The sequence below is a fragment of the Paraburkholderia aspalathi genome, assembly GCF_905220735.1.
In the GTDB taxonomy this organism is placed as follows: Bacteria; Pseudomonadota; Gammaproteobacteria; order Burkholderiales; family Burkholderiaceae; genus Paraburkholderia; species Paraburkholderia aspalathi.
On the sequence record NZ_CAJNBA010000015.1, the window covers coordinates 65773 to 91317 of the forward strand.

At 62.4% G+C, this 25545-nt stretch carries 21 protein-coding genes; 13 read left to right on the top strand and 8 right to left on the bottom strand.

Annotated features, from left to right (window positions below; all coding sequences use genetic code 11):
• Positions 1-87 precede the first annotated feature (87 nt).
• The 3 genes from KHO30_RS37660 to KHO30_RS37670 form a co-directional block, all read right to left on the bottom strand.
• Complete coding sequence (locus tag KHO30_RS37660) at positions 88-1104, bottom strand: cupin-like domain-containing protein (protein WP_211703953.1); 1017 nt, start codon at positions 1102-1104, stop codon at positions 88-90.
• A 141-nt stretch (positions 1105-1245) separates the two neighbouring features.
• The gene (locus tag KHO30_RS37665) at positions 1246-2391 is read right to left on the bottom strand and encodes a branched-chain amino acid ABC transporter substrate-binding protein (RefSeq protein WP_093644851.1); all 1146 of its coding nucleotides are present in this window, start codon (positions 2389-2391) and stop codon (positions 1246-1248) included.
• 432 nt (positions 2392-2823) lie between these two features.
• The gene (locus tag KHO30_RS37670; protein ID WP_211703954.1) at positions 2824-3927 is read right to left on the bottom strand and encodes an NAD(P)H-dependent flavin oxidoreductase; all 1104 of its coding nucleotides are present in this window, start codon (positions 3925-3927) and stop codon (positions 2824-2826) included.
• 274 nt (positions 3928-4201) lie between these two features.
• Between KHO30_RS37670 and KHO30_RS37675 the strand changes: the two genes are divergently transcribed.
• Both KHO30_RS37675 and KHO30_RS37680 read left to right on the top strand, forming a co-directional pair.
• Positions 4202-4900: a dienelactone hydrolase family protein gene (locus KHO30_RS37675; protein ID WP_093644855.1), complete on the top strand. Its 699-nt coding sequence runs from the start codon at positions 4202-4204 to the stop codon at positions 4898-4900.
• Between the two features lie 232 nt (positions 4901-5132).
• Positions 5133-6653, top strand: coding sequence for an amidase (locus KHO30_RS37680; RefSeq protein ID WP_211703955.1), 1521 nt, complete (start codon positions 5133-5135; stop codon positions 6651-6653).
• 27 nt (positions 6654-6680) lie between these two features.
• On the opposite strand, the gene KHO30_RS37685 is transcribed toward KHO30_RS37680, so the two are convergent.
• From KHO30_RS37685 to KHO30_RS37700, 4 genes are all read right to left on the bottom strand, one after another.
• Positions 6681-7973: an MFS transporter gene (locus KHO30_RS37685; RefSeq protein ID WP_200651915.1), complete on the bottom strand. Its 1293-nt coding sequence runs from the start codon at positions 7971-7973 to the stop codon at positions 6681-6683.
• Positions 7974-8248: 275 nt separating this feature from the next.
• Positions 8249-8560 (bottom strand): high-potential iron-sulfur protein, encoded by a 312-nt coding sequence (locus KHO30_RS37690; protein WP_054037945.1) that lies wholly within the window; start codon positions 8558-8560, stop codon positions 8249-8251.
• Positions 8561-8770: 210 nt separating this feature from the next.
• The gene (locus tag KHO30_RS37695) at positions 8771-9877 is read right to left on the bottom strand and encodes an NAD(P)/FAD-dependent oxidoreductase (protein ID WP_093644861.1); all 1107 of its coding nucleotides are present in this window, start codon (positions 9875-9877) and stop codon (positions 8771-8773) included.
• Between the two features lie 494 nt (positions 9878-10371).
• Positions 10372-11349 (bottom strand): AAA family ATPase, encoded by a 978-nt coding sequence (locus KHO30_RS37700; protein ID WP_093644863.1) that lies wholly within the window; start codon positions 11347-11349, stop codon positions 10372-10374.
• 294 nt (positions 11350-11643) lie between these two features.
• Here KHO30_RS37700 and KHO30_RS37705 point away from each other — a divergent pair, with 294 nt between their 5' ends.
• Complete coding sequence (locus tag KHO30_RS37705) at positions 11644-12138, top strand: hypothetical protein (RefSeq protein ID WP_093644865.1); 495 nt, start codon at positions 11644-11646, stop codon at positions 12136-12138.
• A gap of 77 nt (positions 12139-12215) precedes the next feature.
• A complete protein-coding gene (locus KHO30_RS37710) occupies positions 12216-13013 on the top strand; it encodes an endonuclease/exonuclease/phosphatase family protein (protein WP_093644867.1) in 798 nt (265 codons plus the stop codon).
• Positions 13014-13023: 10 nt separating this feature from the next.
• Here the strand turns inward: KHO30_RS37710 and KHO30_RS37715 are convergent, their stop codons facing one another.
• Positions 13024-14013: an aldose 1-epimerase gene (locus KHO30_RS37715; protein WP_211703956.1), complete on the bottom strand. Its 990-nt coding sequence runs from the start codon at positions 14011-14013 to the stop codon at positions 13024-13026.
• Positions 14014-14352: 339 nt separating this feature from the next.
• Here KHO30_RS37715 and KHO30_RS37720 point away from each other — a divergent pair, with 339 nt between their 5' ends.
• From KHO30_RS37720 to bcaP, 9 genes are all read left to right on the top strand, one after another.
• A complete protein-coding gene (locus tag KHO30_RS37720; protein WP_175052178.1) occupies positions 14353-15405 on the top strand; it encodes a LacI family DNA-binding transcriptional regulator in 1053 nt (350 codons plus the stop codon).
• Positions 15406-15518: 113 nt separating this feature from the next.
• Positions 15519-16544, top strand: coding sequence for an ABC transporter substrate-binding protein (locus KHO30_RS37725; protein WP_200651920.1), 1026 nt, complete (start codon positions 15519-15521; stop codon positions 16542-16544).
• Between the two features lie 394 nt (positions 16545-16938).
• A complete protein-coding gene (locus tag KHO30_RS37730) occupies positions 16939-18504 on the top strand; it encodes a sugar ABC transporter ATP-binding protein (RefSeq protein ID WP_244179538.1) in 1566 nt (521 codons plus the stop codon).
• 40 nt (positions 18505-18544) lie between these two features.
• Positions 18545-19522, top strand: a complete 978-nt coding sequence (locus KHO30_RS37735; protein ID WP_093644891.1) for an ABC transporter permease — start codon at positions 18545-18547, stop codon at positions 19520-19522.
• 29 nt (positions 19523-19551) lie between these two features.
• Entirely contained in the window at positions 19552-20511 is a 960-nt protein-coding gene (locus tag KHO30_RS37740) for an ABC transporter permease (RefSeq protein ID WP_200621027.1), read from the top strand.
• A 587-nt stretch (positions 20512-21098) separates the two neighbouring features.
• Positions 21099-21869 (top strand): ferredoxin--NADP reductase, encoded by a 771-nt coding sequence (locus tag KHO30_RS37745; protein ID WP_149668681.1) that lies wholly within the window; start codon positions 21099-21101, stop codon positions 21867-21869.
• A gap of 433 nt (positions 21870-22302) precedes the next feature.
• Positions 22303-23139, top strand: a complete 837-nt coding sequence (locus tag KHO30_RS37750; protein WP_211703957.1) for a sensor histidine kinase — start codon at positions 22303-22305, stop codon at positions 23137-23139.
• Between the two features lie 10 nt (positions 23140-23149).
• Positions 23150-23806 (top strand): response regulator transcription factor RqpR, encoded by a 657-nt coding sequence (gene rqpR / locus KHO30_RS37755; RefSeq protein ID WP_211703958.1) that lies wholly within the window; start codon positions 23150-23152, stop codon positions 23804-23806.
• Between the two features lie 286 nt (positions 23807-24092).
• A complete protein-coding gene (gene bcaP, locus KHO30_RS37760; protein WP_093644885.1) occupies positions 24093-25484 on the top strand; it encodes a branched-chain amino acid transporter BcaP in 1392 nt (463 codons plus the stop codon).
• Positions 25485-25545: the final 61 nt, after the last annotated feature.

Genomic DNA, 25545 nt, shown 5'->3' on the forward strand with positions numbered 1-25545 from the left:
ACGAATAACGACAGTCAATAAAGACGCGAAAAAAACAAGCGTCGAAGGGGGGAGCGGCGAGCCGGGTCAACCGGCTCGCCGTTTTTTTCACAGTTCGTGATACGTAACGTAGTCGCGCGAGAAGTCGTTACGCTGCAGAAAGTTGGTGAACGTCATCGTCACCGATGCATCGAGTCCTTCCACGTAATGCCACCAGCCGATCGGCAAAAACAGCAATTCGCCGGGTTCGAGCGTGCATTCCATCAAATGCGCATTGCGCATCGACGGGAAACGCTCGTAGTCGATCGCCCCGCCGTCCACCTCCGAATAACAATGCAGCATGTTCGCCATATGCGGTGTATCGGACAACGGCACCAGCTTGATCTGTTTGCGGCCGATCACCTGCGCCATGAAGTTATTGGTCAGATCATGGTGAAACGGCGTCTTCGTTCCTGCCGGCCCCATCCAGAAAAAACCCGTATCGGGCGACTCGGCGTCGAGATATTCGCGGATAGCCGGCACGTCTGGCCATAACGCCGCGAGGGCCGCGCGATTGTGCGAGGTGTTATTGGCGGTCATGTAGAAATCGTTAGTCGGGCCGCTGCGTTCGACGAGATCGACATAATCGGCAAAGCGCATCATGCGCTTGAGCTTCGGCTGATTGATTTCGTAATTCGAATCCGACTCGCGTCCGAACTGCACTTCGACTTCACACTCGCCGCACCGCTCGCGAAAGTAGTCGAAACTCCACTGCGTGCGTGCCGGCCAGAAATCGAAAGCGCCGGTGATGATGACCGGCCGGTTCTGAAAGTAGTACTGCTCAAAGAACTCGTCACGCGATAATCGGGCGCGCCGTTCTATCACATCGCTTCCGGCGCGCATACGATTGAGCGTGCCGTACACCGACAATATCCATTCGCGCTTGCGCAAACGATTGCGCAAACGCACGGCACCCTCAAAGTAAGGACTCGCGAGCGCCGTCTCGATTTCGCGCGCGGCTTCGGCCGGGTCGAAACCATGTCCGACCAGCGCACCGTGCAGCGCGGGCGGCGGTGCGTCGAGCAGCAGATTCTCGGCAATCCAGCGGCGCCAGCCGTTGTCGATCGAACGGATCTCAGTGGTCACGGCATTCTCCCAAACGATGTTCCCAAACTCGTTAGCCTCGCACGCAAACGCTCAAAAGAAAAGGCACGCGAGCCTTGCGGCGCGCGTGCCTTTTAACTGCATGACCGAAGACAAACAAAGCTGTCTTCGGTCATGCGGCTCTTACATCTTCACTACGTCGAGCAGCGTCTTCTTGCCTGCCTTGTAGTTGTACAGCGAGATCACGCCGTGTTGAAGGTCGCCCTTCGAGTCGAACGTGGTTTCGCCGATCACACCCTTGTAGTCGGTCGCCGGCATTGCTGCCAGGATCTTCGCCGGATCGGTCGAGTTCGCACGCTTCATAGCGTCGACGATGATGTACACAGCGTCATACGTGAACGGAGCGTAGATCTGGATCGGCTGACCGAAACGCTTCTGATACTTGGCGAGGAACGCTGCGCCGCCAGCCATCTTCTCGAGCGCCATACCGGCTTCCGAGCAGACGATGTTGTCGGTTGCGTCGCCAGCCAGGTCCGACAGCTTGTCGGTACACACGCCGTCGCCTGCCAGCACCTTCGCACGCAGGCCGAGCTGCTTGGCTTGCTTGGCGAACGGGCCGCCGGTTGCGTCCATACCGCCGTACATGATCGCGTCCGGGTTTTCGCCCTTGATCTTCGTCAGAATCGCGCGGAAGTCGACAGCCTTGTCGTTCGTCGCGTCATGCGACATCACGTTCAGGCCCAGCGACTTGGCGGTCTTTTCGAATTCGTTGGCGAGACCTTGACCGTAAGCGGTCGAGTCGTCGACGATCGCGACGCTCTTCACTTTCAGACCCTTGGCTGCGTAGTTAGCCAGTGCCGGACCTTGTTGCGCATCGGTCGCCACGACGCGGTACGTCGTCTTGAAACCTTGTTGCGTGTAGGCCGGGTTCGTTGCCGACGGCGAGATCTGCACGATGCCAGCATCGCTATAGATCTTCGAAGCCGGGATCGACGTGCCCGAGTTCAAGTGGCCGACCACTGCGACGACCTTATCGTCAACCAGCTTCTGCGCAACTTGCGTAGCCGTACGCGGGTCAGCTGCGTCGTCTTGTGCGTCGAGTTGCAGCGTGACTTTCTGGCCGCCGATCGTCAGGCCCTTGGCGTTGATTTCTTCAACAGCCAGACGCGCGCCGTTTTCGTTGTCTTTACCCAGGTGAGCGATACCGCCCGTCAACGGTGCAACGTGGCCGATCTTGACGACCTCGTCCGCCACCGCGCCCGTAGCCAATGACGCAAACAACATGGCCGCAGCGCTGATCGGCAAAAGCTTTTGAATCTTGATGTTCATGTAAGTCTCCAGTTTCGGTCCCAAAAACAACGTAATCGCCCTGTGCCCCCGCTTCCCTACACGTGTCGCTCAGTCCCGTGGACGACCACGCCGGTTGCATCGTTCATGCACTTGGCCAGCACGTTCACCGGACTGTTTGTGGCAGACGGCAAACCGTACTTGCGCGCAAGTGTAGGCCATCAAATTAAATTGTGGGACTTTTTTGAGGAAGTGGGATGAACACTAATAGCGTTTATCCAACAAGAGCCGATTCCGGCTGGAAAGACAGGCCGGAGAGCACCAGCCCATGCGGGTTTCCGCTAGGTACGCCTATCGTCTAACAGCACGGCCTAAAGCTTTTCGCGTGTTAAACCGTTAATGTTTCGAATAGGCTTTTTGCGTAAAAACAAAGCGCGCCGCAGTTGCCGCGACGCGCGTCTGAGCCATGCCGAATCAACGCTCGAGCGCACCGATCCGCGCTGCCACAGCATGCCATTCCTGCTCGAGTTGCCCAACCAGTTCGGCAGCGCCAAGGCCTTCCCGGCGCTTGCGGCCAAGCGGGGCGCCCTGGCCTGACCATAGAGACAGATAGTCGCCGTTATCCGCGCGGCTCGCGGTTTGCCGCAACTCCTGCGTCAAGGCGTTTTGCACCGGATAAGGCGCGACCTTATGCGCCGACTCGCTTAAGCGCTGCATCAGCGGATTGCGTATGCCGCGCGCATGGCGGCCGGTGATCGCGCGCGTCACGGAGGTCGATGTATCCGACATCGAGCGCACTCGGGTTTTCCATGCCTGCGGTATCGCACTCTCCAGACAAGTGAGGAACGCTGTACCCATCACCGCCGCTTGCGCGCCGAGCGCGAGTGCGGCGACGATGCCGCGTCCGTCCATGATGCCGCCCGCGGCCAGCACTGGCAGGCCGGTCGCATCGACGAGTTGCGGCACGAGCGCCATCGTGCCGACCAGCGCCTCCTCGAATGCGCCGATGAAGGTGCCGCGATGCGCGCCCGCCTCCGCGCCTTGCGCGGCGATTGCATCTGCGCCCGCGTCGCGCCAGGCGACACCCTCGGCAACATGCGTCGCGGTGCCTATTACATATAGGCCGTTTGCATGCAGACGGGCGACGTCGGCAGCTGAGAGCAATCCGAATGTGAAACTCGCCACCGGCACGCGCAATTCAATCAGCGTTTCCAGTTGCGCGCGGAAATCCGGCGCATAGCGTTCGAGCGGCTGACCCGGCGGCAAACCGAGGTCCGTGCGTAATGGATCGATGGCTTCGAGCGCGCGGCGCACGGTGCCTTCGTCCGGCGCGGCCGGCTCCAGTACAAACAGATTTACGCCGAACGGGCGATCCGTGAGTGCGCGAATCGCCGCGACTTCGCTCGCGATCTTCTCGGGCGACAGTGCCGCCGCCGCGAGGAAGCCGAGACCGCCGGCATTCGATACCGCCGCCACCATCGCAGGCGTCGTCGCGCCGCCGGCCATCGGCGCCTGCACGACCGGCACCTGCAACTCGAAACGCGCCGCAAACGGCGTCACAAAACTGCCTTCATTCATGATCGATTCTCTCTCCGGCAAAGCGCTCGTCGCATCAACGAGCCAGGACTTTCGACTCTACCGAGCCATGCGCGCGCGGAGAAATGAATTATCGAGAATGTTTCAATCGCCTTACGAGATCATCGCCGTGCGGCGGGCGTTGTCAGGCCGCGCGCAACCTCACTGCAAGCCGTTTCTTTTGATGGCAAACTGACCGCCCGTCTCAGGCATTCAGGCCTCGGGCATTCATTCAGACCGACCCTGCGCATCAACGCACGAGTAAATGGAGAGCAATATGAGCACGACTTCCCGCTGGATCGACATTCCCGCCGGCAACGACAGTTTCGGCGGCTATCTGGCGCTGCCCAAAGGCGGCAAGGGACCGGCAGTCATCATCATTCAGGAAATCTTCGGCGTGAACAGCCATATCCGCTCGGTCGCGGATCAGTATGCGCAAGACGGCTACGTCGCGCTCGCGCCGGACATTTTCTGGCGCGTGCAGCCGCGCGTCGAATTGACGTATGACGGCGCGGATCGCGAGAAAGGCATCGAGCTGATGCAGAAGACCAATGTCGACCAGGCGGTGGCCGATATCGGCGCAGCCGCCGCGGCGCTGCGCGCGATGCCGGAAGTGACCGGCAAGATTGCGGCGATCGGCTTCTGCTTCGGCGGCCAGCTCGCGTATCTGGCAGCTGCGCAAGGCACGCTCGACGGCGCGGTGGCGTACTACGGCGGCGGCATCCAGAACAAGCTCGATCAGGCCGCGAAGATCAAAGTGCCGATGCAATTCCACTACGGCGAACTCGACGCGCATATTCCGCTGTCGGCTGTCGGCCAGATTCAGGAGCGCTTCGCCGGCCGTGCCGATGCGGAATTCAATATTTATCCGAATGCCGATCACGGCTTCAACTGCTCGGACCGCGCATCGTATAACCAGCCCGCAGCAGCGCTCGCGCATGGCCGCACGCTGACGTTCCTCGGTGAGCGGCTGTAACTTCGCGGCTTTAACTCACGTTGTAACCGGCGCCTGTCACCCACGGCTTTGATCGGCACCTATAACTCGCACCTGTACCTGGGTTACTCTCTCGAAGACGACGTGCCATCGGCGCGTCGTCTTCTTCCATGCGCGCCGATGAACCAGGAACAACCTAACGTCCAGCCAGGCCGTTCATCACGTGCATAAGCAACCGGCAGATTCAACACTCAATAGCGAGGGTCCCTCCGTCGTGCAATCAGACTATCTCGCCCATGACGCCATCGGCCTCGCCGAACTGATTCGAAGCCGCGAAGCAAGCGCGCGCGAGTTGCTGGACATCGCGATTTCCCGCACCGAGGCCGTTAATCCCGCAATCAATGCGATTGTCCTGAAGGACTACGACGCCGCGCGTCAGCGTGCCTCGCGTGATGATGCGAATCGAGCGAATGGCGCGAACCAAACCAATGACGGAAGCACCCAAGCAGCGCTCGCGGGCGTGCCCTATCTGATCAAGGATCTGGGCGCAGCGGTCGCCGGATTGCGCATGTCGATGGGCAGCCGTCACTACCGCCATTTCATTCCTACCGAGGACGCACCGGTCGTCGCACTCGCAAAAGCGGCCGGCCTCAACATCTTCGCCAAGACCAGCACCTCCGAGCTCGGCCAGATGCCTTATACGGAGCCCGAATTGTTCGGCGCGTGCCGCAATCCGTGGAATCTCGACCACACGCCTGGCGGCTCGAGCGGCGGTGCAGCCGCGGCGGTCGCCGCGGGCATCGTGCCGCTCGCACATGCATCGGATGGCGGCGGCTCGATCCGCATTCCCGCTTCGTGTTGTGGACTGTTCGGCCTCAAGCCTTCCCGCGGACGTGTGCCACGCGCGACACCGACTCCCGCCGTCGGTGAACTCGGCATCGATCACGCGGTATCGCGCAGCGTGCGTGACAGCGCGTTGCTGCTCGATCTGCTGGGCGGCAACGCGGACAGACCGCTCGGCGCACCGGGCACTTTCCTTGGCGCGAGCCGCGAGCCATGCAAGCCGCTGAACATTGCCTACGTCACCGATTCGATGCTGGCGCCCTCGCTCTCCGCCGATTCGCGCGCCGCGCTCGAAGACGCCGCGCAGCTGGCCAGTTCGCTCGGCCATAACATCGAACCGGTGTCGCTCGGCATCGATTTCGCGTCAGTCCGCCATGCGTTCCTGATGCTCTGGTCCGTGACAGCGGAAGAGATGGTGCTGCACGCCGATCGCATCACCGGCCGCAAACCGCTGCGCGAGGAGTTCGAAATTTCGACGTGGGCAATGGCGCATGTCGGCCGCAAACTCGGCGAGCGCGGACTGCCCAGCGCGCTCGAAGAGCAGCGTCGCATCACCGAACGTCTCACCGATTTGCTGAGCCGTTACGACGTGCTTCTGTGCGCGACGCTCGCTGGCGCACCGATCAAGATCGGCGAAATGCACCCCACCTCCGCGGAGCGCATGCAGATGCGCGCCGTCACGACAATGCCGCTCGAAGCGCTGATGAAGAAGCTGTTGACCGAAGCGTCGAACAAGGCGTTCGCGTGGGCGGGATGCACGGAATTGTTCAATCTGAGCGGACAACCGGCGATGTCCGTGCCGCTCTACTGGAACGCGCGCGGGCTGCCTATCGGCGTGCAGTTCGCCACGCGCGTCGGCGGCGAAGCAACGCTGTTGCGACTGGCCGCGCAACTCGAGGCAGCGCGGCCGTGGTTCGACAAACGGCCACCGTTGATACCGACGCGCAGCTAGACGAGCGGGCGTCGGAGGACTGAACCCTCAAGCCGGTTTGCGCCGCGCGTCGAGATCCGCGTGACGCTTGCCGGGAATGCACGCCACTGCCACGATCGACAACGCCAGTCCGCCCATCACGTAGTAAGTCGGCGCGAGCGGCGAACCCGTAGTGTTGATGAGCCACGTCACGACGAACGGCCCGAAGCCGCCGAACAGCATCACCGCGACGTTGTACGCGAGCGATAAGCCGATCGAGCGCACGTTCGCCGGAAACAGTTCGGCGATCAACGCGCCGAACGGCCCGTAGTATCCGGAGAGCGCAATCGACAGTAGCGCCTGCACGAGAATCAGTTTGGACACGCTCGGCTCCGCCGCGAGCCACGCAAACAGCGGATAGATGATCACGAGCGTCAGCACCAGCGACCACAGAGAAAGCCCCTTGCGTCCGATCCTGTCCGACCATGCACCCGTCAACGGTGAGAGCACGGTGAGCAGCAGATTGCCGACGATCACCGCGTAAAAGGATTGCGCATAAGGCAGCTTTAGTTGCTTGACCGCGAAGGTCGGCAGATAGCTGATCAACACGTAGATCGTCACGGTGAGCGCGATCACCGCGCCGAGTCCGCACAGCACGTCGCGGCTATGGCTCCTGAACACTTCGCCGAGCGTTGCGCGCCGGGCCGTCTTTTGCGCAAGCAGAAAAGCTTCCGAATCGGAGAGATGCCGGCGGATATAAAAGCCGATCGGCCCGATGATCAAGCCCAGAATGAACGGCACGCGCCAACCCCATGACTTCAGCGCCTCGGGCGAAAGGCCGTGCGTGATCAACGCGCCAACCACGGCACCGAGCAGAAGCGCCGCCGCCTGGCTCGCCATCTGCCAGCTGCCGTAGAAGCCGCGCTTCGAGAACGGCGCCGCCTCGATCAGCAAGGCCGTAGAACTGCCGAATTCACCACCGGCGGAAAAGCCCTGCAGCAAACGCCCGAGCACGATCATCAAAGGCGCACCGATGCCGATCGCCGAATACGGCGGGGCAATCGCCAGCAGCAGAATGCCGAGCGTCATTAGCGCAATGACGAGCGATAGCGCCGCCTTACGTCCCGCGCGATCCGCGTAAAGTCCGAGCACGATGCCACCGATCGGCCGCATGACGAATGCGACGCCGAAGGTTGCGGTAGTCAGCAGCATCGACGAATAGTCGTTTCCTGCCGGAAAGAACAATTGGGCGATCACCACCGTGAGGAAACCGAACACGGTGAAGTCGTACCATTCGAGTGCGTTGCCGATCACAGCCGCCACGACGGCGCGCGTGTTGAGGCTCCGTGACGCTGGTGCCATTCGAATCTCCAGCCTGCGAAAAATGTCGCGTGGTACGGCGTCTCAGCGTAGATGTGCTTCAGCGTGCGCGAGTGCACCCTGGCGCGAGCAGGAAAAAATAATGCCCGCCGCAGCAATCGCCTTGGAGTGTAAAGAGCGCGCAAGCTGTTTTCAAGCAACAAAAAGGCGTCTGTCGCGCAGGGCGGCAGACGCCTCGATGATCGGACCGCAGTCCGGCGCCGCAATGTTGCGGCGCACTTACCGTGACACTGAATGCGTGTGCGGTTGAAACGGAATCAGGCCTTCTTGTTATATGCGCTGCACCAACCCTTGCTCGCGACTTGCTTGCCCGCGAACATCGGGCAGCCGGCGTAGGCGTCGGTCGGCTTGCCTTGGTAGAAGCTGCAGTTGCCGCAGTCCTGGCCCGCTGCGTATTTCGCGAACTTGGCCTTGTCGACTTTGCTCGCGTCAGCCTTGTAGCCGAGCGCTTGTGCGGTCGGGTCGGTCTCGGCGACCTGCGGTGCGTCGGCGAAAGCCTGGCGCGACAGGGCGAACGTGGATGCCACACCAATGCTGGTGATCAAAAACGTACGACGGGAAGATTTCATGGGGGACTCACTCCATTTATATTGAACTGATCGCCGTTCTGATGACAGCGGTCCCCAAGGATAGCAATGAAGCCGTCGCGCGTGACAGCCCAAATGATAGAGATAACCGAATTGGTACTACTCCGCGCGCACGTTACGCACTCGGAATGCCGGTTGATCGCATGAAGTGGGCAGCAGGGTGTCGGGATGAGAACGTGAGGGGTGCGACAATTAAGCGCGCCCGCTCAGTTCACAGACACGCTGAGCGATCGCGAGCGACGCCGTCAATCCAGGCGACTCAATCCCGAACAGATTGACGAGCCCGCGCACGCCATGCGCGGCCGGACCTTGAATCACGAAATCGGCGGCGGGCTCGCCTGGCCCGGAAAGCTTCGGACGAATCCCCGCATAAGCGGGCTGCAACGCATCGTCGGGAAGCGCGGGCCAGTACGCGCGAATCGCCGCGTAAAAGGAATCCGCACGATGCGGATCGACGTCGTAATTAATCGCATCGACCCATTCGACGTCCGGACCGAAACGCGCCTGGCCACCGAGATCAATGGTCAGATGCACGCCGAGGCCGGCTTCGTTCGGCATCGGATAGATCAGACGGCTGAACGGCGCGCGCCCCGAGATGCTGAAGTAGTTGCCGCGCGCAAGATAGAGCGGCGGCACATGCCGCGCGTCGAGTCCGCGAATCGTGCGCGCCAGCGCATTTGCGTACAAGCCGGCGCTGTTGATCACGCAGGCGGCGCTGATCGTGGTCGGCGCGGCGCCGCCCACCTTGATGATGAAGCGGCCGTTACTCGCTTCGATCGCCTTGACCGGTGCATGGAACGCACACACCGCGCCGTCGCGCTCGGCGTCGCCCTGAATCGCCAGCATCAACTGGTGACTATCGACGATGCCCGTCTGCGGCGAGAACACCGCTTCCACACATTCGAGCGCAGGTTCGAGCGCTTGCGCCTGGTCGCCGTTGATTCGCATCAGGTCGAGCACGCCGTTTTCACGGCCCTTCGCCATGATGCTTTCGAGCTGAGGAATCTGATTGCGCGAGGTGGCGACCAGCAGTTTGCCGCAACGCGAATGCGGCACGTTGTGCTCGACGCAGTAGTCGTAGAGCATCTCGCGGCCGCGCACACAAAGCGCCGCTTTCAACGAACCGCGTGGATAGTAGATCCCCGCGTGAATCACTTCGCTATTGCGCGAGCTGGTGCCCACGCCAATCGCTTCGGCCGCTTCCAGCACGATCACCTCGCGCCCGCGCGCCGCCAATGCGCGCGCCACGGCAAGACCGACGACGCCAGCGCCGATCACTACACATTCGATCTGATCCATGTCCCTTGACGCGGCTAACCTCGCCGCGCGCTGCCTCGTTCACCCGATATTCATGAAGACAGGGTACGGCTATCGAGGACCGCACACCGCTCGCTGTCGAACGCACCTGGCCTTACGCAACCGCTATACAAAATTGTACGACGCCGCACAGACAGAAATGCCCGCAGTCGGACGACTGCGGGCATTCGGTCTTGAGCAGGGCTTAAACGTATGGGCCGGACAAGATCAGTGTACGCCGTCGACGATTGTCGCGCTCAATTCTTCATGCGCGCGATGGCATCGCCCTGCGTCCTCAGAGCGCTGCCGGCCATGCTGGCCACCTTGCCGCCGGGCGCCTGTCAAGGCGGAAGACCGACCGATGAAAACCCTTCGAAATCGCGAAACTCGCAACAATTGCTGCGACATTCATCCTGTTTTAAGTGTCGAATCGCCTGTTTCGTGTTCGCAGAAAGCCGTCCGAAGACGGTTTTCTGCCAAAAACAGAGCAAAAACGCTCAAAAACCGATCGGTTTCCTCCGATTTCCGTAATCCAGGCGGATGTCGCCGGCTCCGATCCGATCTCGCCCGTCGATGCGCGCCGCGCCGAAGCCATTCAGGATCGCGCGCCGCATTTCACGCGGCGAGGCCAGCTTCAGCGCATCGAGCGCGGCATCGCCGAGCGTTTCGGGAAAACGCAGGCCCCAGTTATGCGCCGAGCGAATCTCGTCGTAGATCGATTGAGCGATACGGCGCGCGCCGTCGCGATCCGGCGGCGGAATCTCATACACGTTCATCCGGTTCAAAATCGGCTCCGGGATCGAGCGCTCGTCGTTCGCGGTCGCGATCCAGATCACGTGGCCGGCATTGATCGGAATCTCCGCGAACTCGTCGATGAACGTCTGCGCCGTGTCGTGTTCGAGTAGCGCGTAAAGCGCGCCGAGCGGATCGTATTGCGAATCGCCAGTGGCCTTGTCGATTTCGTCGACGGCAATCACGGGATTTGCGTAGCTGCCGTTCACGAGCGCATCGAACACCTTGCCCGGTTTCGCGTTCTTCCATTGCGACGATGCGCCCGACAGAATCCACCCCGCCGTCAGCGAACTCATCGCCACGTATTGGTACGCGGTGCCGAGCATGCGCGCCAGTTGCTTGGCAAAGTGCGTCTTGCCGATGCCCGGGTCGCCGAGCAACAGGATCGGCATCAGTTCGAGCCGGTCTTCAGTCTCGAGACACAAGGCGACCTGCTTGCGGATGTCGTCGAGCGGTTCCGAGAAGTTGGGCAACGCGTCGATCAGATCGTCGATCGACGGCATCCGGTTCGGCTTGACGCAGAAGCGCAGATTGCCGGTTTTGAGCATCTTTTCGTACGTGGCGCGCAGCGCCTCGTTCGCCCCTTCGCTGAGCTCGTTCAGCGCGGTCTCGACCTGATCGAGGTCGTACACCCTGCTGAACGATGCCACGGCGATTTCCTGTTTGACCATTGCTGTTGTCATCGCTCACCCCGTCTGGCTGGTCTTGCTGCTGCGGCGCCTGATGGGCACCGTTTCAGATCCAGTGTAACGAGGACATATTCGCGTGCAAGCCAGCAGTCATGCGGGTCTGCTGCTAACAAGGGCTTGTTTCCTGCGAGGCCCCGGAGGAAGTCCCTTTGAGGATTCACCTTCTCATCGGAAATGGTGTTTTGCTGAACCCGGCCCTGTTTGACGTGTCAGAAAGGCGTTCAGCCCATCAGGCGTAAGATGGCCTTCTGTCTACTCTGCCGGATGCAGTGACCGGAGAAACCTTCTATGTGGAAAACCAGTATCGTCGCTGTGCTGTTCGGCACTTCGCTGCTTGCGAACGCGCAACAAGGGGCGACGCAACAGGCCGTGCAATGGCAGTTGCAGGTCATGCGCGACGGCCAGCAGATCGATTCGTTCGACGGCACCACCACCGTCGGCCAGGCGCGCACGGACACGCATCACAAGATGGTCCAGCATAACGTCGGCTGTAAAGATCAGCCCGGCGGCAGCATCGACCTGGCGCGCACGCTGACGATCTCGCCGCTGCAGGCGGATGCGAGCGCCGTCACACTGTCGATCGAAGCCCAGGAAACCTTCGAAGAAGACGCCGCGCGACAAACCGACACCGGTTGCAAGTTGCCGCCGCAACCGCGTCAGGTAAGCGCGAGCCATCCGGGCCTGAAGGTGCCGCCTGGTCAGTGGGTCAGCTGGACGATCGTCGACAAGAATCCGAACCTGGTCTATCGCGTGCGTGCGAGCCTTGCGAACAGCGCGAACTAGTGTAATGCGCGCAATGCGAACGGCACGAACTGAAACGAACAACCGAAGCCCCCAACAGAACACGTGGACAACGCGGCATGCGAAACCCAGAAGAATTGATCCGCGAGAGCGCAGCGCCCAAGGATTTCATTGCGGTCAGCTGGAATCTGCACAAGGGCCGCACACCGCTCGGCTTTCAGGCCTGGCAGGCGATGCAGCGCTGGGTTCAGTCGACCCATGCGGACGCGTATTTTTTGCAGGAAGCGATGGCGCGGCGCATGCCCTCGCCGATATTGGCCAGTAGTTTCGGCTCGCCGCTCGCCGATCCATTGAGCGACGTCTGGCACTGTCAGGCCACCGAGATCGCACGCGCGGCCGAACTCGAAATCGCGCTTGGTCCGAATGTCTTCAAGCCGTCGTGGCGGCATGGCAATGCGATTCTGTCGCCGCATCCGCTCGATCTCGGCGGGCGCTGGGATATCTCCGCGCATCGCTTCGAAAAGCGCGGACTGCTGGTGGCGCGGGCGACCTTCGGCGGCCACTCGGTCACGCTGCTGTGCGCGCATCTCGCGCTCACGCGCTCGGCGCGCTTGCGGCAAATGAACTGGATCGCGCACTGGATCGCGAAGGAAGCGCCGGAAGGTCCGCTAGTGCTGGCCGGCGACTTCAACGACTGGCGCAACGACTCGGTGCCGCTCTTTGCCGAACACGGCCTGCAGGAAGTGGCGACGCTGCTCGGCGAAGCGGGCCGCACATTTCCGGCCTTCTCGCCGGCGCTCGCGCTCGACAAGATGTTCGTGCGCGGCATGGAGCCGGTTGAATGGATCCAGCCGACGCAGGAAACCGCGTGGCTGTCGGATCATTTGCCGTATATGGCGCGGTTGCGAGTCGAGTGAAGTACGGGCACTAACCTCTTCGGGGCGTCCAGTTCAGCGCCGCCGCAATCTCCTCACCCGGCTGCAACACGCAGCCGCCCACCTGCTCCCGCATGCCCACCGCGTTGAAGCAATCGGTCGTGTTGGTCACCGGTTCAACGCACAGTTGCGCATCGTTGGCGGGCGCGAATACCACCATATGATCGAAGGGCGCATCGGCGGTCATCGTCAGTTGACGGTGTTCGTCGGGCCACGCAATCGTCGCCTCGCGCGACCAGTTGGCGAAGTTGTTGTCGAGTGCGAACGCGTCCGGCAACATGCCGTGGCGCAACGCCTCGACTGCAGGGTGCGGGCCGAGATGCGTGGGCAGCACGTCGGCGTCGGCATGCCACATGGCTTGCACTTCGGCGTAGACGCGGGTCTGCGCGGTGCGCGGATAGTACGGGTGATGGCCCATGCCGAAGGGCATCGGCCGGTCACCGAGATTCTGCGCGGACAGCGTGATGCACAACGCGCCGCCGATCAATTCGATGCGCTGCCGCGCGCGATAACGGAACGGCCAGTCGCCGGGCAGCCGCGAGTCCGGTTCGTGTGCGAAGTGCAATTCCACGGAGCTCTCCGTGCGCGCCCCCACCTGCCATGGATGCCGCCACGCGTTGCCATGCAGCGCGTGCGTAAAACGCAGGTCGTTGCCGTTCAGATCAACTGTGCCGCCGTCGAACTCGAAACGCGCGTCGCGAATCCGGTTGCAATAGGGAAAGAGCGGAAAGCTCGCCATGCGCAGCGGATCGCGTTGATCGAACGCTGCTTGCGTGGCTGGCCGCAGCCAGTGCAGCGGGCCTTCTGGCGTCGACTCGTAGTAAGCCGCGAGTGCACCGCCGACTTCAGGCGCGACCACCACGTGCATGGCGCCGGCCGTCAGCGTGACAAGCGACTTCGCGATCGCGGGGTCGTCGAGCCACGTAAGTCCGTTGATTTCAGAGACGAGCGGCCGGATCGGATTCAAGGAAACGTCGCGCATGGTCAGAAAAGGCGGGGCCTCAGGCGGATGGCGGCATGAACGCCCATCGATCTCTCCTATGACGTGCCGCGCACAGCGCGCGGCCGGCGGAACCCTCAGGGTCCGCGCGACCGAGAATCGCACGCCAAAGCGCATCGGTCAATATTATTAGTAATAAATTAGCCAAAACCAACCGATTCTTGCCTTACCAAATCTCCCACATGGCGGGTTAGCGCGCGTTGCCGCACGCATATTATTAGTGGTACCGTCAGCATCACGAATGCCACCGGCATGCTCCTGCTTTAGCGCCGCTGCAGCGCGGCCCGCACAATGAAAAAATCGACTCAACGCCGCCCGACCATGACCGACATCGCCAAGCTCACCGGCGTGTCGCAATCCACTGTCTCGCTCGTGCTGAACAACGCGACCGGCGCGAAATTCTCCGAGACCACCCGCAACAAGGTGTTAAAGGCCGCGCACGACCTCGGTTACCGGCTGTCGCTGCGCGAACCGGTATCGGTTTCGGCTGATGAACGCAACCTGATCGTCTATCTGGCCGACGAGATTTCCACCAGTCCGCATCCGGTCGTCAACGTCGACGGCGCGCGCGATGCGGCCTATGCAAGCGGCAAGATGCTCGCCGTCTACTCGACGCACGGCAACGCCGACATCGAAAAGCAGGTGCTCGACGCGACGCTGTCGAACCCGCACGTATTCGGCGTGATCTACGCGACCGTCTACACCCGCAAGGTCACCTTGCCGGCGGCGCTCTCGCAGGTGCCCACCGTGCTGCTGAACTGCTACACGAGCGAAGGCGGGTTGTCGTCGGTGGTGCCGGCCGAGGTCGCAGGCGGCCATCTGGCGACTGACTATCTGCTGCAGTCGGGGCATCGGCGGATCGGCTATATCAACGGCGAACCGTGGCAGGACGCCTCGAAAGACCGCCTCAAGGGTTATCGCACGGCACTCGCCACCGCCGACCTCCCATACGCGCCGGAACTGGTGCGCGACGGCGACTGGAGCTCGGGAGTCGGCTTTGAAATGACGCTCTCCCTGATGCGCGAGGCGCATCCGCCAACCGCCATTTTCTGCGCCAACGATCTGACCGCACTGGGCGCCATCGAGGCCCTGAAGCAACTTGGCCTGCGCGTACCCGAAGACGTTTCCGTGCTCGGCTACGACGACCAGGAAATTGCCCGCCACACGCATCCGCCGTTGTCGACCGTGGTGCTGCCGAACTACGAACTGGGACGCTGGGCCGTCGAAACCCTGCTGCAGGAAGAACACAACCGCGCAGCGGGCGCACCGGTGCGGCATCGCCTCGTCAAACTCGACGGACCGCTCGTCGAACGCGGCTCGGTCAGGGTAATTACCGAGGCAGAAAAGCCAATAATTAATATTATTAGTGATTGACCGATAATAATTCCCGGTGGAATAATCGGCACGTCCGGTCAGGGTGAATCAGCTCGGCCGACAGGAGAAACACTAAAAAGCAAATACACCTCACCAGGTACTGGAGGAAGACAATGGCGTCGCTCAACACGCAGTCGCGCAAGCACGCGCGCAGGCAGCAGATTCGTCCGCTGGCAGGTTCGCTGCTGGCTCTGGCCATCGGTTTCGGCGTCGCCACGGCGACGGCGTACGCCGACGACGCGCTGCCGAAGTTGCCTACCAAGACTCCGCTGAAGGTCGGCTTCGCGCAGACCGAAAGCAACAATCCGTGGCGTCTCGCGGAAACCAAGAGCTTCAAGGACATCGCCGCGAAGTGCGGCTGGCAGTTGGTCATGACCGACGCCAATAGTTCGAACTCCAAGCAGGTCTCGGACATCCAGAACATGATCGCGCAGCACGTCGATCTGCTGGTGTTCCCGCCGCGCGAAGAAAAGCCGCTTGCACCGGTCGTGCTGCAAGCCAAAAAGGCTGGCATTCCTGTGATCCTGGTGGACCGTGACGTCGATCAGTCGGTGGCCAAGGCGGGCCGCGACTACATCACCTTCATCGGCTCGGACTTCATCGATCAGGGCCATCGCGCGGCTGACTGGCTCGTCAAGGCGACCGGCGGCAAAGCGAAGATCATCGAACTCGAAGGCACCACGGGCGCGTCCGCAGCGAATGACCGCAAGAAGGGCTTCGACGAAATCATCGCGAAGAACCCGGGCATGACGATCATCGCCTCGCAAAGCGGCGACTTCGCGCGCGACAAGGGCCGGCAGGTGATGGAAACGCTGTTGCAGGCGCACCCGGAAGTGACCGCCGTCTACGCGCATAACGACGAAATGGCGCTCGGCGCGATCGCCGCGATCAAGGCCGCCGGCAAGCAGCCGGGCAAGGACATCCAGATCGTCACGATCGACGGCACCAAGGGTGGCATGGACGCGATCGCCGCCGGCGAACTCGGCGCGAGCGTGCAGTCGAGCCCGTTCTTCGGCCCGCTCGCCTGCGACGTCGCCCAACGTTACGCGAAGGGCGAAAAGATCCCGACGTGGGTCAAGGTCTCGGACCGCTTCTACGACAAGAGCAACGTGCAGCAGAGCATGCAGTACGGCTATTGATCGACAGCCGCCGTCGTACACGCGGTTGTATAGCTTGAGGGCAGCGCTTTAGCGGAGTGTCCAGGCGCTCCGTACCTCGAAGAAAGCTTCTTCGAGGGCTGTGCCCGCAGGACGTCCTCGCCCCGAATCAATCTCCTCGGGGGGCGGGTGACGGGAAGGGTTCGGAGCGACGCGTTCGTGGCAGCACGGACCGTCGCTTCGCTTTTATGCGGCGTAACATGGTTCGACGACACCGCCTGCATGGAGCCCGAACGAACGGCCACAGCGGCTCGCACTGCCGAGCGTATGCAATGCATGCAGCACGTGAAGCAGCACACGCATCAGGAGGACACCCGTGACGGAATCCGGCACGCAGACACCGCACTCTCCCCTTACCCGTTCGCCGCTGCTGGAGATGCAGGACATCGGCATCAGCTTCGGCGGCGTCCCCGCGTTGCGCAGCGCCAATCTGAGCGTGGCAGCCGGCGAAGTGCACGCGCTGATCGGTCAGAACGGCGCCGGCAAATCGACCATGATCAAGATCCTGACCGGCGCCTATCGGCGCGGCTCGGGCAGCGTGCGCTTCGAAGGGCGCGAGGTCGATTTCCGCACGCCGAAGCAGGCGCGTGAAGCCGGCATCAGCACGATCTATCAGGAGATCAACCTCGTGCCGTTCCGCTCCGTGGCGGAGAACATTTTCCTCGGCCGCGAGCCACGCCGCTTCGGCCTGATCGACTGGCGCGCGGTGCAGCAACGCGCCGCCGCCCTGCTCGATTCGTTCGGCTTGCAGATCGATGTGAAGAAACCCGTCGGCCGCTATTCGACCGCGATTCAGCAGATGGTGGCGCTGGCGCGCGCCGTCTCGTCGGACGCGAAGATGGTCATCATGGACGAGTCGACCTCGTCGCTCGATGAACGCGAAGTGGAATTGCTCTTTACCGTGGTGCGCAAACTTCGCGACGACGGCCGCGCGGTGATCTTCGTCTCGCATCGGCTCGACGAACTCTATGCGCTATGCGACCGCGTCACCGTGATGCGCGATGGCCAGACAGTCGCGCAAAGCACGATGGCGGAGATGGACAAGCTGCAACTCGTCACGACGATGCTCGGCCGCACGCTCGCCGCCGTCGTGCACGAAGACGCCGCTGCGCGTGAAGCGAACCTCGCGCGGCGCGGCAAGCAGGCGATCGCTGCGACGCAGCTGAGCGCGCATCCGAAAGTGAGCGACGTATCGCTTGAAGTGCACGCGGGCGAAGCAGTAGGTCTCGCGGGCCTGCTCGGCTCGGGCCGCACCGAAACCATGCGCCTGATGTTCGGCGCCGATCCGCTCGAACACGGTTCATTGTCGATCGGCGGAGAAACGGTGGCGCTGAAGTCGCCGCAGGACGCGATTGCGCGTGGCTTGGCCTACCTTACCGAAGACCGCAAAGCCGAAGGCATCGTCCCCGAACTCTCGGTGCGCGACAACCTCACGCTCGTCTGCTTGCGCACGCTGGCGAAGAATGGCGTGGTGGATGTGAAGAAACAGCAGGTGATCGTCGACCGTTTCATTGCGTCGCTCGGCATCAAGCTGCGCTCGGCCGATCAGCCGATTCGCGAACTCTCGGGCGGCAATCAACAGAAGGTCCTGCTCGCGCGTTGGCTCGCTGCCGAACCTTCGCTGCTGCTGCTCGACGAACCGACGCGCGGCATCGACGTCGGCGCGAAAGCCGACGTGGCGAAGATCGTGCGTGAACTGCGCGACGCCGGCCTCGCCGTGCTGCTGTCCGCATCCGAACTCGAAGAACTGACGGCGGTGGCCGACCGCGCGGTGGTGATCCGCGACGGCCGCACCGTCGCCGAACTGAACGGCGCCGACATGAGCGAGACCGCCATCATGGACGCCATCGCCTACGGCGGCGAAGGCCAATCGCAACTGGTCGAAGCCGCCCAGACCGCACATATCGAAGACGCGTTGGAGGGCGACCGTCATGGCGCTTAAGTTGCACACCGAGTCGTTACACACCCAAGCCACGCCGCCTATGCCGGACGCCGCCACATCGCGCGCCACGGCCGCATCGACGGTGAAGAAATGGCGGCACCTGGCCATGCAACGCGAAGTGATCGTGTTGCTCGCCATGGTGCTCTTCAACCTGATCTTCACCCCGCACTTCTGGTCGCTGCAAACCTTCAACGTCAACATGACACAGGTGGTGACGATCGTGATCGTCGGCATCGGCATGACGCTGGTGGTGGCGACGGGCGGCATCGATCTGTCGGTGGGCGCATCGATGGCGATCTCGGGGGCGCTCGCGCCGATGCTGTTCCTGAATATTCCAGGACCAGGCGGTATCGCGCTCGCGTTTGTGCTGCCGGTGCTGGCCGCCGCCGCGTGCGGCGTCTTCAACGGCTTGCTGGTGACGAGGCTATCCGTGCAGCCGATTGTCGCGACACTGGTGCTGTTCATCGCCGGGCGCGGCATCGCCCAAGTCGTCACCGATGGCAGCCTGCAGGCGTTCAACACGCCCGCCTTCCAGTGGATCGCCTTGGGCAAGGTCGCCGGCGTGCCGTTCCAGGTGCTGCTGATGCTCGCGCTGGTCGTGCTGTTCGCGTGGATCGTGCGCAAAACGCTGTTCGGCCAGTATCTGCTGATCACCGGCGGCAACGAAAAAGCCGCCTATCTGTGCGGCGTGCCGACGGCCACCGTCAAGCTGATCGCTTACACGTTGTGCGCCGCGCTCGCAGGCTTAGCGGGGCTGATCTCGATCTCGGTGAATTCGTCCTCGGATGCGAACGTAGTGGGACTCGGCGTGGAACTCGATGCGATCGCCGCGGTGGCGGTCGGCGGCACGGCGTTGACGGGCGGCAAGGCGTATATCGGCGGCACGCTGATCGGCGCGCTGATCATCCAGTTGCTGCGCTATACGCTGCTCGCGCACGGCATTCCCGACGCGGCGGCGCTGGTCGTGAAGGCCGGCATCATCGTCGCGGCGGTTTATGTGCAACGGCGCTCGCGCTAACGCCTCCAGGACACTTCGGACTCGATGTGATGAAAAAGAACCTTCCCATCCTGCTTGCTCTGGTCGCGCTCATCGTGCTCGGCCTCGTGCGCTACGACCATTTCGGCTCGGCCTACAACATCACCTCGTTCTGGCGCTACAACTCGATGTTCGCGCTGATCTCGATCGGCATGGCCTTCGTGATCATCACGGGTGGCATTGATCTGTCGGTCGGCACGGTGGCAGCTCTTGCGAGCGTCGTCGCTGCGTTGACCAGCGTGTACGGCGGCTGGGTCGCGGTCGTTGCCGGTTGCGCGGCCGGCATGGCCGTCGGCGTGCTCAACGGCCTGATCATCACGCGGCTGAAAATCCTGCCCTTCATCGTGACGCTCGCGACCAGCCTCGGCGCGCACGGCGTCGCGCTGCTGCTCGGCAAGAACGATGCGGTGTCGATCGCCGCCGACTCGAACTTCGGCAACTTCGGTCAAGGCGATCTGTTCGGCCTGCCGATCCCGGGGATCGTCGCGGCGGTCGCCGCAATCGCCGGCTGGCTCGCGCTGCGCAGCACGCGCTTCGGGCGGCATTCGCTGGCCATCGGCGGCAGCGAGGAAGCGGCGCGGCTGATGGGCCTGAACGTCGACCGCACGCTGGTGATGGCTTATGCCGTAAGCGGGCTGCTCGCCGGCATGGCGGGCGTGATCCTCGCCGCGCAGTTCGGCGCCGGTCAGCCGAACGAAGGCGTCGGCTGGGAGCTGTTCGCGATCTCGGCGGTGGTGCTCGGCGGCACCTTGCTCACCGGCGGCGAAGGCTCGATTGCGATGACGATCGCCGGCGTGCTGTTGCTCGGCTTGGTGTTCAATCTGCTGAACTTCGAAAACGGTTTGGGGTTCATCAGCCTGTCGGCGTACTGGCAATCGGTGATTCGCGGGGTGTTCCTGTTGCTGGTGATCGTGCTGCAAGCGAGAGTGCTGAAGCAGCGCGGCAAGAAGCGCGTGGCGGCTCCGGCGTAATCAAAACGGGAAACGCTGGAATCTTTATTTCATAAGTGATTCCAGCTCCTCGCCCGAGCGACAATCAACCTCTGTGTACCAACCCAGCAAGACCAGGCAGCGCGACCAGAAGTGCGCGCGCTCGCCCCGCGCGTCTCGCCTTTACGGCCCAATTTCCTCACCTTTCGTCCCGACCTCCCGCCCATTTGCCAGTTTTATCAGCAGGGTCAATGCTGCGGTGCACGGCGGGTTTCGGTATGATCTTGAAAATGTTGCCCGTGCGGCGCGCCTATCCGGCGCATGCCGGACAACCGATGGCAGCCGCCCTGCGCGGTTTTCGCCCATCGCCGTACCCTTGCTGAAGCGCGGCTGCATCCACGCCAACGTACTTCGCGGCGCCGATCGTCACAACCGCCGGCGCCGACGCTTCCTGGTCCGGTAACCCGCTTCACCACGCTCAACCGCCGCGCCGCAGCCCTCAGGCAGCGGGCGCGGTAAAATAGCGGATTGCGCGTGATCCCCGATCTCGGGTTAGCGCAGCATCGCCCTTGCCGTGCCGGCCGGCTCAAACGACTGGCCGCCTTTGTTTTCGCACTATCCAAGAAGCCATGAGCAACCTGAATTCACAAACCGTCCTGAGCGTCCATCACTGGACCGATACGCTTTTCAGCTTCACCTGCACGCGCGATCCGTCGTTCCGTTTCGAAAACGGCCAGTTCACGATGGTGGGCCTCGAAGTCGACGGCAAGCCGCTGATCCGCGCCTACAGCCTCGCGAGTGCGAACTACGAAGAGCACCTCGAATTCCTGAGCATCAAGGTGCAGGACGGCCCGCTCACGTCGCGCTTGCAGCACTTGAAGGTCGGCGACGAAGTCCTGATCGGCAAGAAGCCGGTCGGCACGCTGATGGCCGACAACCTGCTGCCGGGCAAGACGCTGTGGCTGCTGTCCACCGGCACGGGGCTCGCACCGTTCATGTCGATCATCAAAGATCCGGACATTTACGACCGCTACGAGCGCGTGGTCCTGACGCACACCTGCCGTTTCGTCGACGAACTGGCGTACAAGGAATACATCACGGATCACCTGCCGGCGCACGAGCATCTGGGCGAGCTGGTGCAGGAAAAGCTGCTGTACTACCCGACGGTGACGCGTGAAGCGTTCCAGAACCGCGGCCGCATCACCGAACTGATCGAAACCGAAAAGCTGTTCGCCGACCTCGGCGTGCCGGGCTTCTCGCTCGAAGACGACCGTGTGATGCTGTGCGGCAGCCCGCACATGCTGCGCGACACGCGCAAGCTGCTCGACGACCTCGGCTTCGAGGAAGGCAGCAACAATGCGCCGGGTCACTACGTGGTCGAAAAGGCGTTCGTCGGCTAAGCAGACACGCAAATTGAGCGGCCCGCGCCGCGCAATCAACAGAAAGGAGCCTTCGGGCTCCTTTTTTTGTTGCGCAGTTACAATTGCCGCCGTTGCCCTGACATTTGATGTCAGCATTCTTCCTACAATACCCAGCGCCGCAGGACATCAAGCATTGCGTCAAATGTAGGCGCTAACCCTTGGTGCACCTGCATTTTTTTCTTTTTTTGAGATATCATCGCGGCGCACGATTAGTCGGATTAATATGACGCCATCGTACGGTCGACTTGTTACTGAATGTAAATTTCGTTACGCCGCACCGTAGCAATCTGGCCATCTCGCACAACGCGTAACGGACGTCACTGGAGGCAGAGACTCGCATGCGTTCTTTCGTCTTCGCGCCGCCGATGCGCACCCGCTTCGCCGTTTGCACTGCTTCCTGAGAGGGAAAGTCATGGATACGTCGACCGTCGTCCCGTTTAGCGCCCACATTTCGCCTTCACTTGCACACGCCGCGCCGCCCTCCGCGGCTGAGCGCGAACTCGCGCAACTGCGCGCCCGCGTGCGCCAACTGTCGGCCGAGCTCGTTCAGGCGCAGGAAGCTGCCTGCCGCCATGTGGCGCGCGAGCTGCACGACGGCGTCGGCGCCGAGCTGACCGCGACGCGTTTCGCCCTTGCCGGCGTCGAAACCTGGCTGCCGGCCGATGCGCCGCCGCAGTGCGCGGCAGCGCTCGCCGTTGCGAATCGCTCGCTCGACGCCGTGTGCGCCGCCAGCCGCCAGGCCGTCGCGGAATTGCATGCGCCGTCGCTCGAAGCGGGCATTGTCGGCGCGCTGGCGCAATGGACCGGCGACTTCGCCGCGCGCACGAACCTGCGTACGAGCTTCGTCTGTGCCGCCGATGTGCGGCTCACGCGCCTGCCCACCGACGCCGCGCTGGCCGTGTTCCGGGTCGCCCAGGAAGCACTCAACAATATTGCCAAGCACGCGCGCGCCGAATCCGCCGACGTGCGGATCGAAGCCGGCCGCCGCCACCTGAGCTTGATCATCACCGACGACGGCATCGGCTTGACGCGCACCGCCCGCAGCCGTCGCGGCCATTTCGGGCTGAGCGGCATGCAGGCGCGCTGCGCCGCCTTCGACGGCACGCTGCGGATCAGCGCCCGGCGCATCGGTTCAGGCCGCGGCGACAACGGCACCGCGTCGCGCGGCACGCTCGTGCAGGCCCGCTTTGCGTGGGATGCGATGCTGGCGAGCGCTCCAGGCGCCGAGCGTCGCGCGTTGCAATCGTGAGCACGCCATCATGAGCCTGCGCATCCTCCTCGCCGACGACCATGCGGTGGTCCGCCAGGGCGTCCGCCAGTTGCTGCTCGACCGCGGCGTGGCGCGCGAAGTCACTGAGGCGCAGACCGGCGCCGAAGCGCTCGAAGCCGTTGCCCAACGCAACTATGACGTGGTGCTGCTCGACATTTCGCTGCCGGACATGAATGGCGTCGAAGTGCTCAAGCGTTTGAAGCGCAAGGCGCCGCGCGTGGCCGTACTGATGTTCTCGATGTACCGCGAGGACCAGTACGCCGTGCGCGCGCTGAAAGCCGGCGCCGCCGGCTACCTGTCGAAGACGGTCGACGCCGCGCAGATGATCGGCGCGATCCAGCAGGTCGCGGCAGGCCGCAAATACGTCAGCCCGGCCATGGCCGAAGCGCTGGCAGACTATGTCTCCTTCGACGGCGAACAATTGCCGCACGAAAAGCTCTCGGATCGCGAATACCAGACGCTATGCATGCTCGCGTCCGGCAAGCGGCTGACGGATATCGCCATAACGTTATCGCTGTCGGTGAAGACGGTCAGCGTGTACCGCACCCGGCTGCTCGAAAAGATGAAGCTGCGCAATAACGCCGAGCTGACCTTCTATGTGATGAGCAACCGTCTCGTCGATTTGAATCCGGCGATGGCCGGTTGAAGCTTTCTTCCCCAGATAGCTAAATAGCGTCCAACCAGCGCCAGTGTTCGATCGCACGAGCGCGATTTCACCCGATGGGGCATGCAGCGCGCGAAAGCCTTCCCACCACGCGATGTGCTCAGACAAACGGCACGCCCAAATCGCTTTCATCAGGCATTTTTAGCCTCCCCTTCAAACGCTAAAAACACCGTCCCAAAATGGTGCAAAGGCGCGCATCCGCTAAAATCGCGGGTTTCCCCTGACATTCGGCGCGCAAGATGCGTGCACTACTGGAGACCCACCGCCAATGTCCCTGTTTCGTAAAAAGAGCGTCGAGCACATGATCGCCGCGAGCGCTCAGAACGCCGGCTTGAAGAAAGCGCTTGGCGCGCTCGATCTGACTTTCCTCGGCGTCGGCGCCATTATCGGCACCGGCATTTTCGTGCTGACCGGCACGGGCGCGGTTCAAGCCGGCCCGGCGCTGATGGTGTCGTTCCTGATCGCGGCGATTGCCTGCGGGTTCGCCGCGCTCGCCTATGCCGAGTTCGCCTCGACGATTCCGGTTGCGGGTTCCATCTACACGTATTCGTACGCGACGCTCGGCGAACTGGCTGCGTGGATCATCGGCTGGGACTTGATGCTTGAGTATGGGCTGGCAACGTCGGCGGTATCGGTCGGCTGGTCGGGCTATCTGCAATCGTTGTTGTCGGGCTTCGGCGTGAGCTTGCCGGTTGCGCTGACGGCGGCGCCGGGCGCTTTGCCTGGGCACGAGACATGGTTCAACCTGCCGGCTTTCCTCGTAATGATGGCGATCACGGCGCTGTTGTCGCTTGGGGTGCGTGAATCCGCGCGGATCAACAACATCATGGTGGCGATCAAGGTGATCGTGGTGCTGCTGGTGATCGGCGTGGGCGTTTTCCACGTGACGCCGGCGAACTGGCATCCGTTCATGCCGAACGGCTGGAACGGCGTGTTCGGCGCGGCGGCGGTGATGTTCTTCGCGTTCATCGGCTTCGATTCGGTGTCTTCCGCGGCGGAGGAAGTGAAGGATCCGAAGCGAGATTTGCCGATCGGGATCATTGCATCGCTGGGCGTGTGCGCGGTGCTGTACGTCGCGGTGGCGGCGGTGGTCACCGGTATCGTGCCGTCGGCGCAGTTCGCGAACATTTCGCATCCGGTGTCGTACGCGTTGCAGGTGGCGGGTCAGAAGTGGGTAGCGGGCTTTATCGACCTTGGCGCCGTGCTGGGCATGCTGACGGTGATTCTGGTGATGGCGTATGGCCAGACGCGCGTGATTTTCGCGATGTCGCGGGATGGGTTGTTGCCGGCGCGGCTTTCCCGGGTGCATCCGAAGTATGCGACGCCGTTCTTTACGACATGGCTGGTGGGGATTTTCTTCGGGTTGATTGGCGCGTTGGTGCCGTTGAATGTGCTGGCTGAGCTGATCAATATCGGCACGTTGGCTGCGTTTTCGATGGTGTCGATTGCGGTGCTGGTTTTGCGGAAGACGCATCCTGAGTTGCCGCGGGCGTTCCGGTGTCCTGGTGTGCCGGTGGTGCCGGTGTTGGCTGTCGCTTCTTGTTTGTTTTTGATGGTGAATCTCCAGGCTGTTACCTGGGTGGCGTTTGTGGTTTGGTTGTTGATTGGGATGGTTATTTATTTTGGCTATTCCCGGCGGCATTCCAAGTTGGCGAAATAAAGGTTTTGAGGTTTTTTGCCTGCGCGGCGCTTTTTGGCCGTGTTCTTAGGGCTTTGGCTTC

Bases quoted from the DNA above. Each gene is read 5' to 3' on its own strand.
- KHO30_RS37665 (WP_093644851.1), bottom strand. From the start codon at position 2,391: ATGAACATCAAGATTCAAAAGCTTTTGCCGATCAGCGCTGCGGCCATG.
- KHO30_RS37670 (WP_211703954.1), bottom strand. From the start codon at position 3,927: ATGAATGAAGGCAGTTTTGTGACGCCGTTTGCGGCGCGTTTCGAGTTG.
- KHO30_RS37675 (WP_093644855.1), top strand. From the start codon at position 4,202: ATGAGCACGACTTCCCGCTGGATCGACATTCCCGCCGGCAACGACAGT.
- KHO30_RS37685 (WP_200651915.1), bottom strand. From the start codon at position 7,973: ATGGCACCAGCGTCACGGAGCCTCAACACGCGCGCCGTCGTGGCGGCT.
- KHO30_RS37690 (WP_054037945.1), bottom strand. From the start codon at position 8,560: ATGAAATCTTCCCGTCGTACGTTTTTGATCACCAGCATTGGTGTGGCA.
- KHO30_RS37695 (WP_093644861.1), bottom strand. From the start codon at position 9,877: ATGGATCAGATCGAATGTGTAGTGATCGGCGCTGGCGTCGTCGGTCTT.
- KHO30_RS37700 (WP_093644863.1), bottom strand. From the start codon at position 11,349: ATGACAACAGCAATGGTCAAACAGGAAATCGCCGTGGCATCGTTCAGC.
- KHO30_RS37705 (WP_093644865.1), top strand. From the start codon at position 11,644: ATGTGGAAAACCAGTATCGTCGCTGTGCTGTTCGGCACTTCGCTGCTT.
- KHO30_RS37710 (WP_093644867.1), top strand. From the start codon at position 12,216: ATGCGAAACCCAGAAGAATTGATCCGCGAGAGCGCAGCGCCCAAGGAT.
- KHO30_RS37715 (WP_211703956.1), bottom strand. From the start codon at position 14,013: ATGCGCGACGTTTCCTTGAATCCGATCCGGCCGCTCGTCTCTGAAATC.
- KHO30_RS37720 (WP_175052178.1), top strand. From the start codon at position 14,353: ATGACCGACATCGCCAAGCTCACCGGCGTGTCGCAATCCACTGTCTCG.
- KHO30_RS37725 (WP_200651920.1), top strand. From the start codon at position 15,519: ATGGCGTCGCTCAACACGCAGTCGCGCAAGCACGCGCGCAGGCAGCAG.
- KHO30_RS37730 (WP_244179538.1), top strand. From the start codon at position 16,939: ATGCAGGACATCGGCATCAGCTTCGGCGGCGTCCCCGCGTTGCGCAGC.
- KHO30_RS37735 (WP_093644891.1), top strand. From the start codon at position 18,545: ATGCCGGACGCCGCCACATCGCGCGCCACGGCCGCATCGACGGTGAAG.
- KHO30_RS37740 (WP_200621027.1), top strand. From the start codon at position 19,552: ATGAAAAAGAACCTTCCCATCCTGCTTGCTCTGGTCGCGCTCATCGTG.
- KHO30_RS37745 (WP_149668681.1), top strand. From the start codon at position 21,099: ATGAGCAACCTGAATTCACAAACCGTCCTGAGCGTCCATCACTGGACC.
- KHO30_RS37750 (WP_211703957.1), top strand. From the start codon at position 22,303: ATGGATACGTCGACCGTCGTCCCGTTTAGCGCCCACATTTCGCCTTCA.
- rqpR (WP_211703958.1), top strand. From the start codon at position 23,150: ATGAGCCTGCGCATCCTCCTCGCCGACGACCATGCGGTGGTCCGCCAG.
- bcaP (WP_093644885.1), top strand. From the start codon at position 24,093: ATGTCCCTGTTTCGTAAAAAGAGCGTCGAGCACATGATCGCCGCGAGC.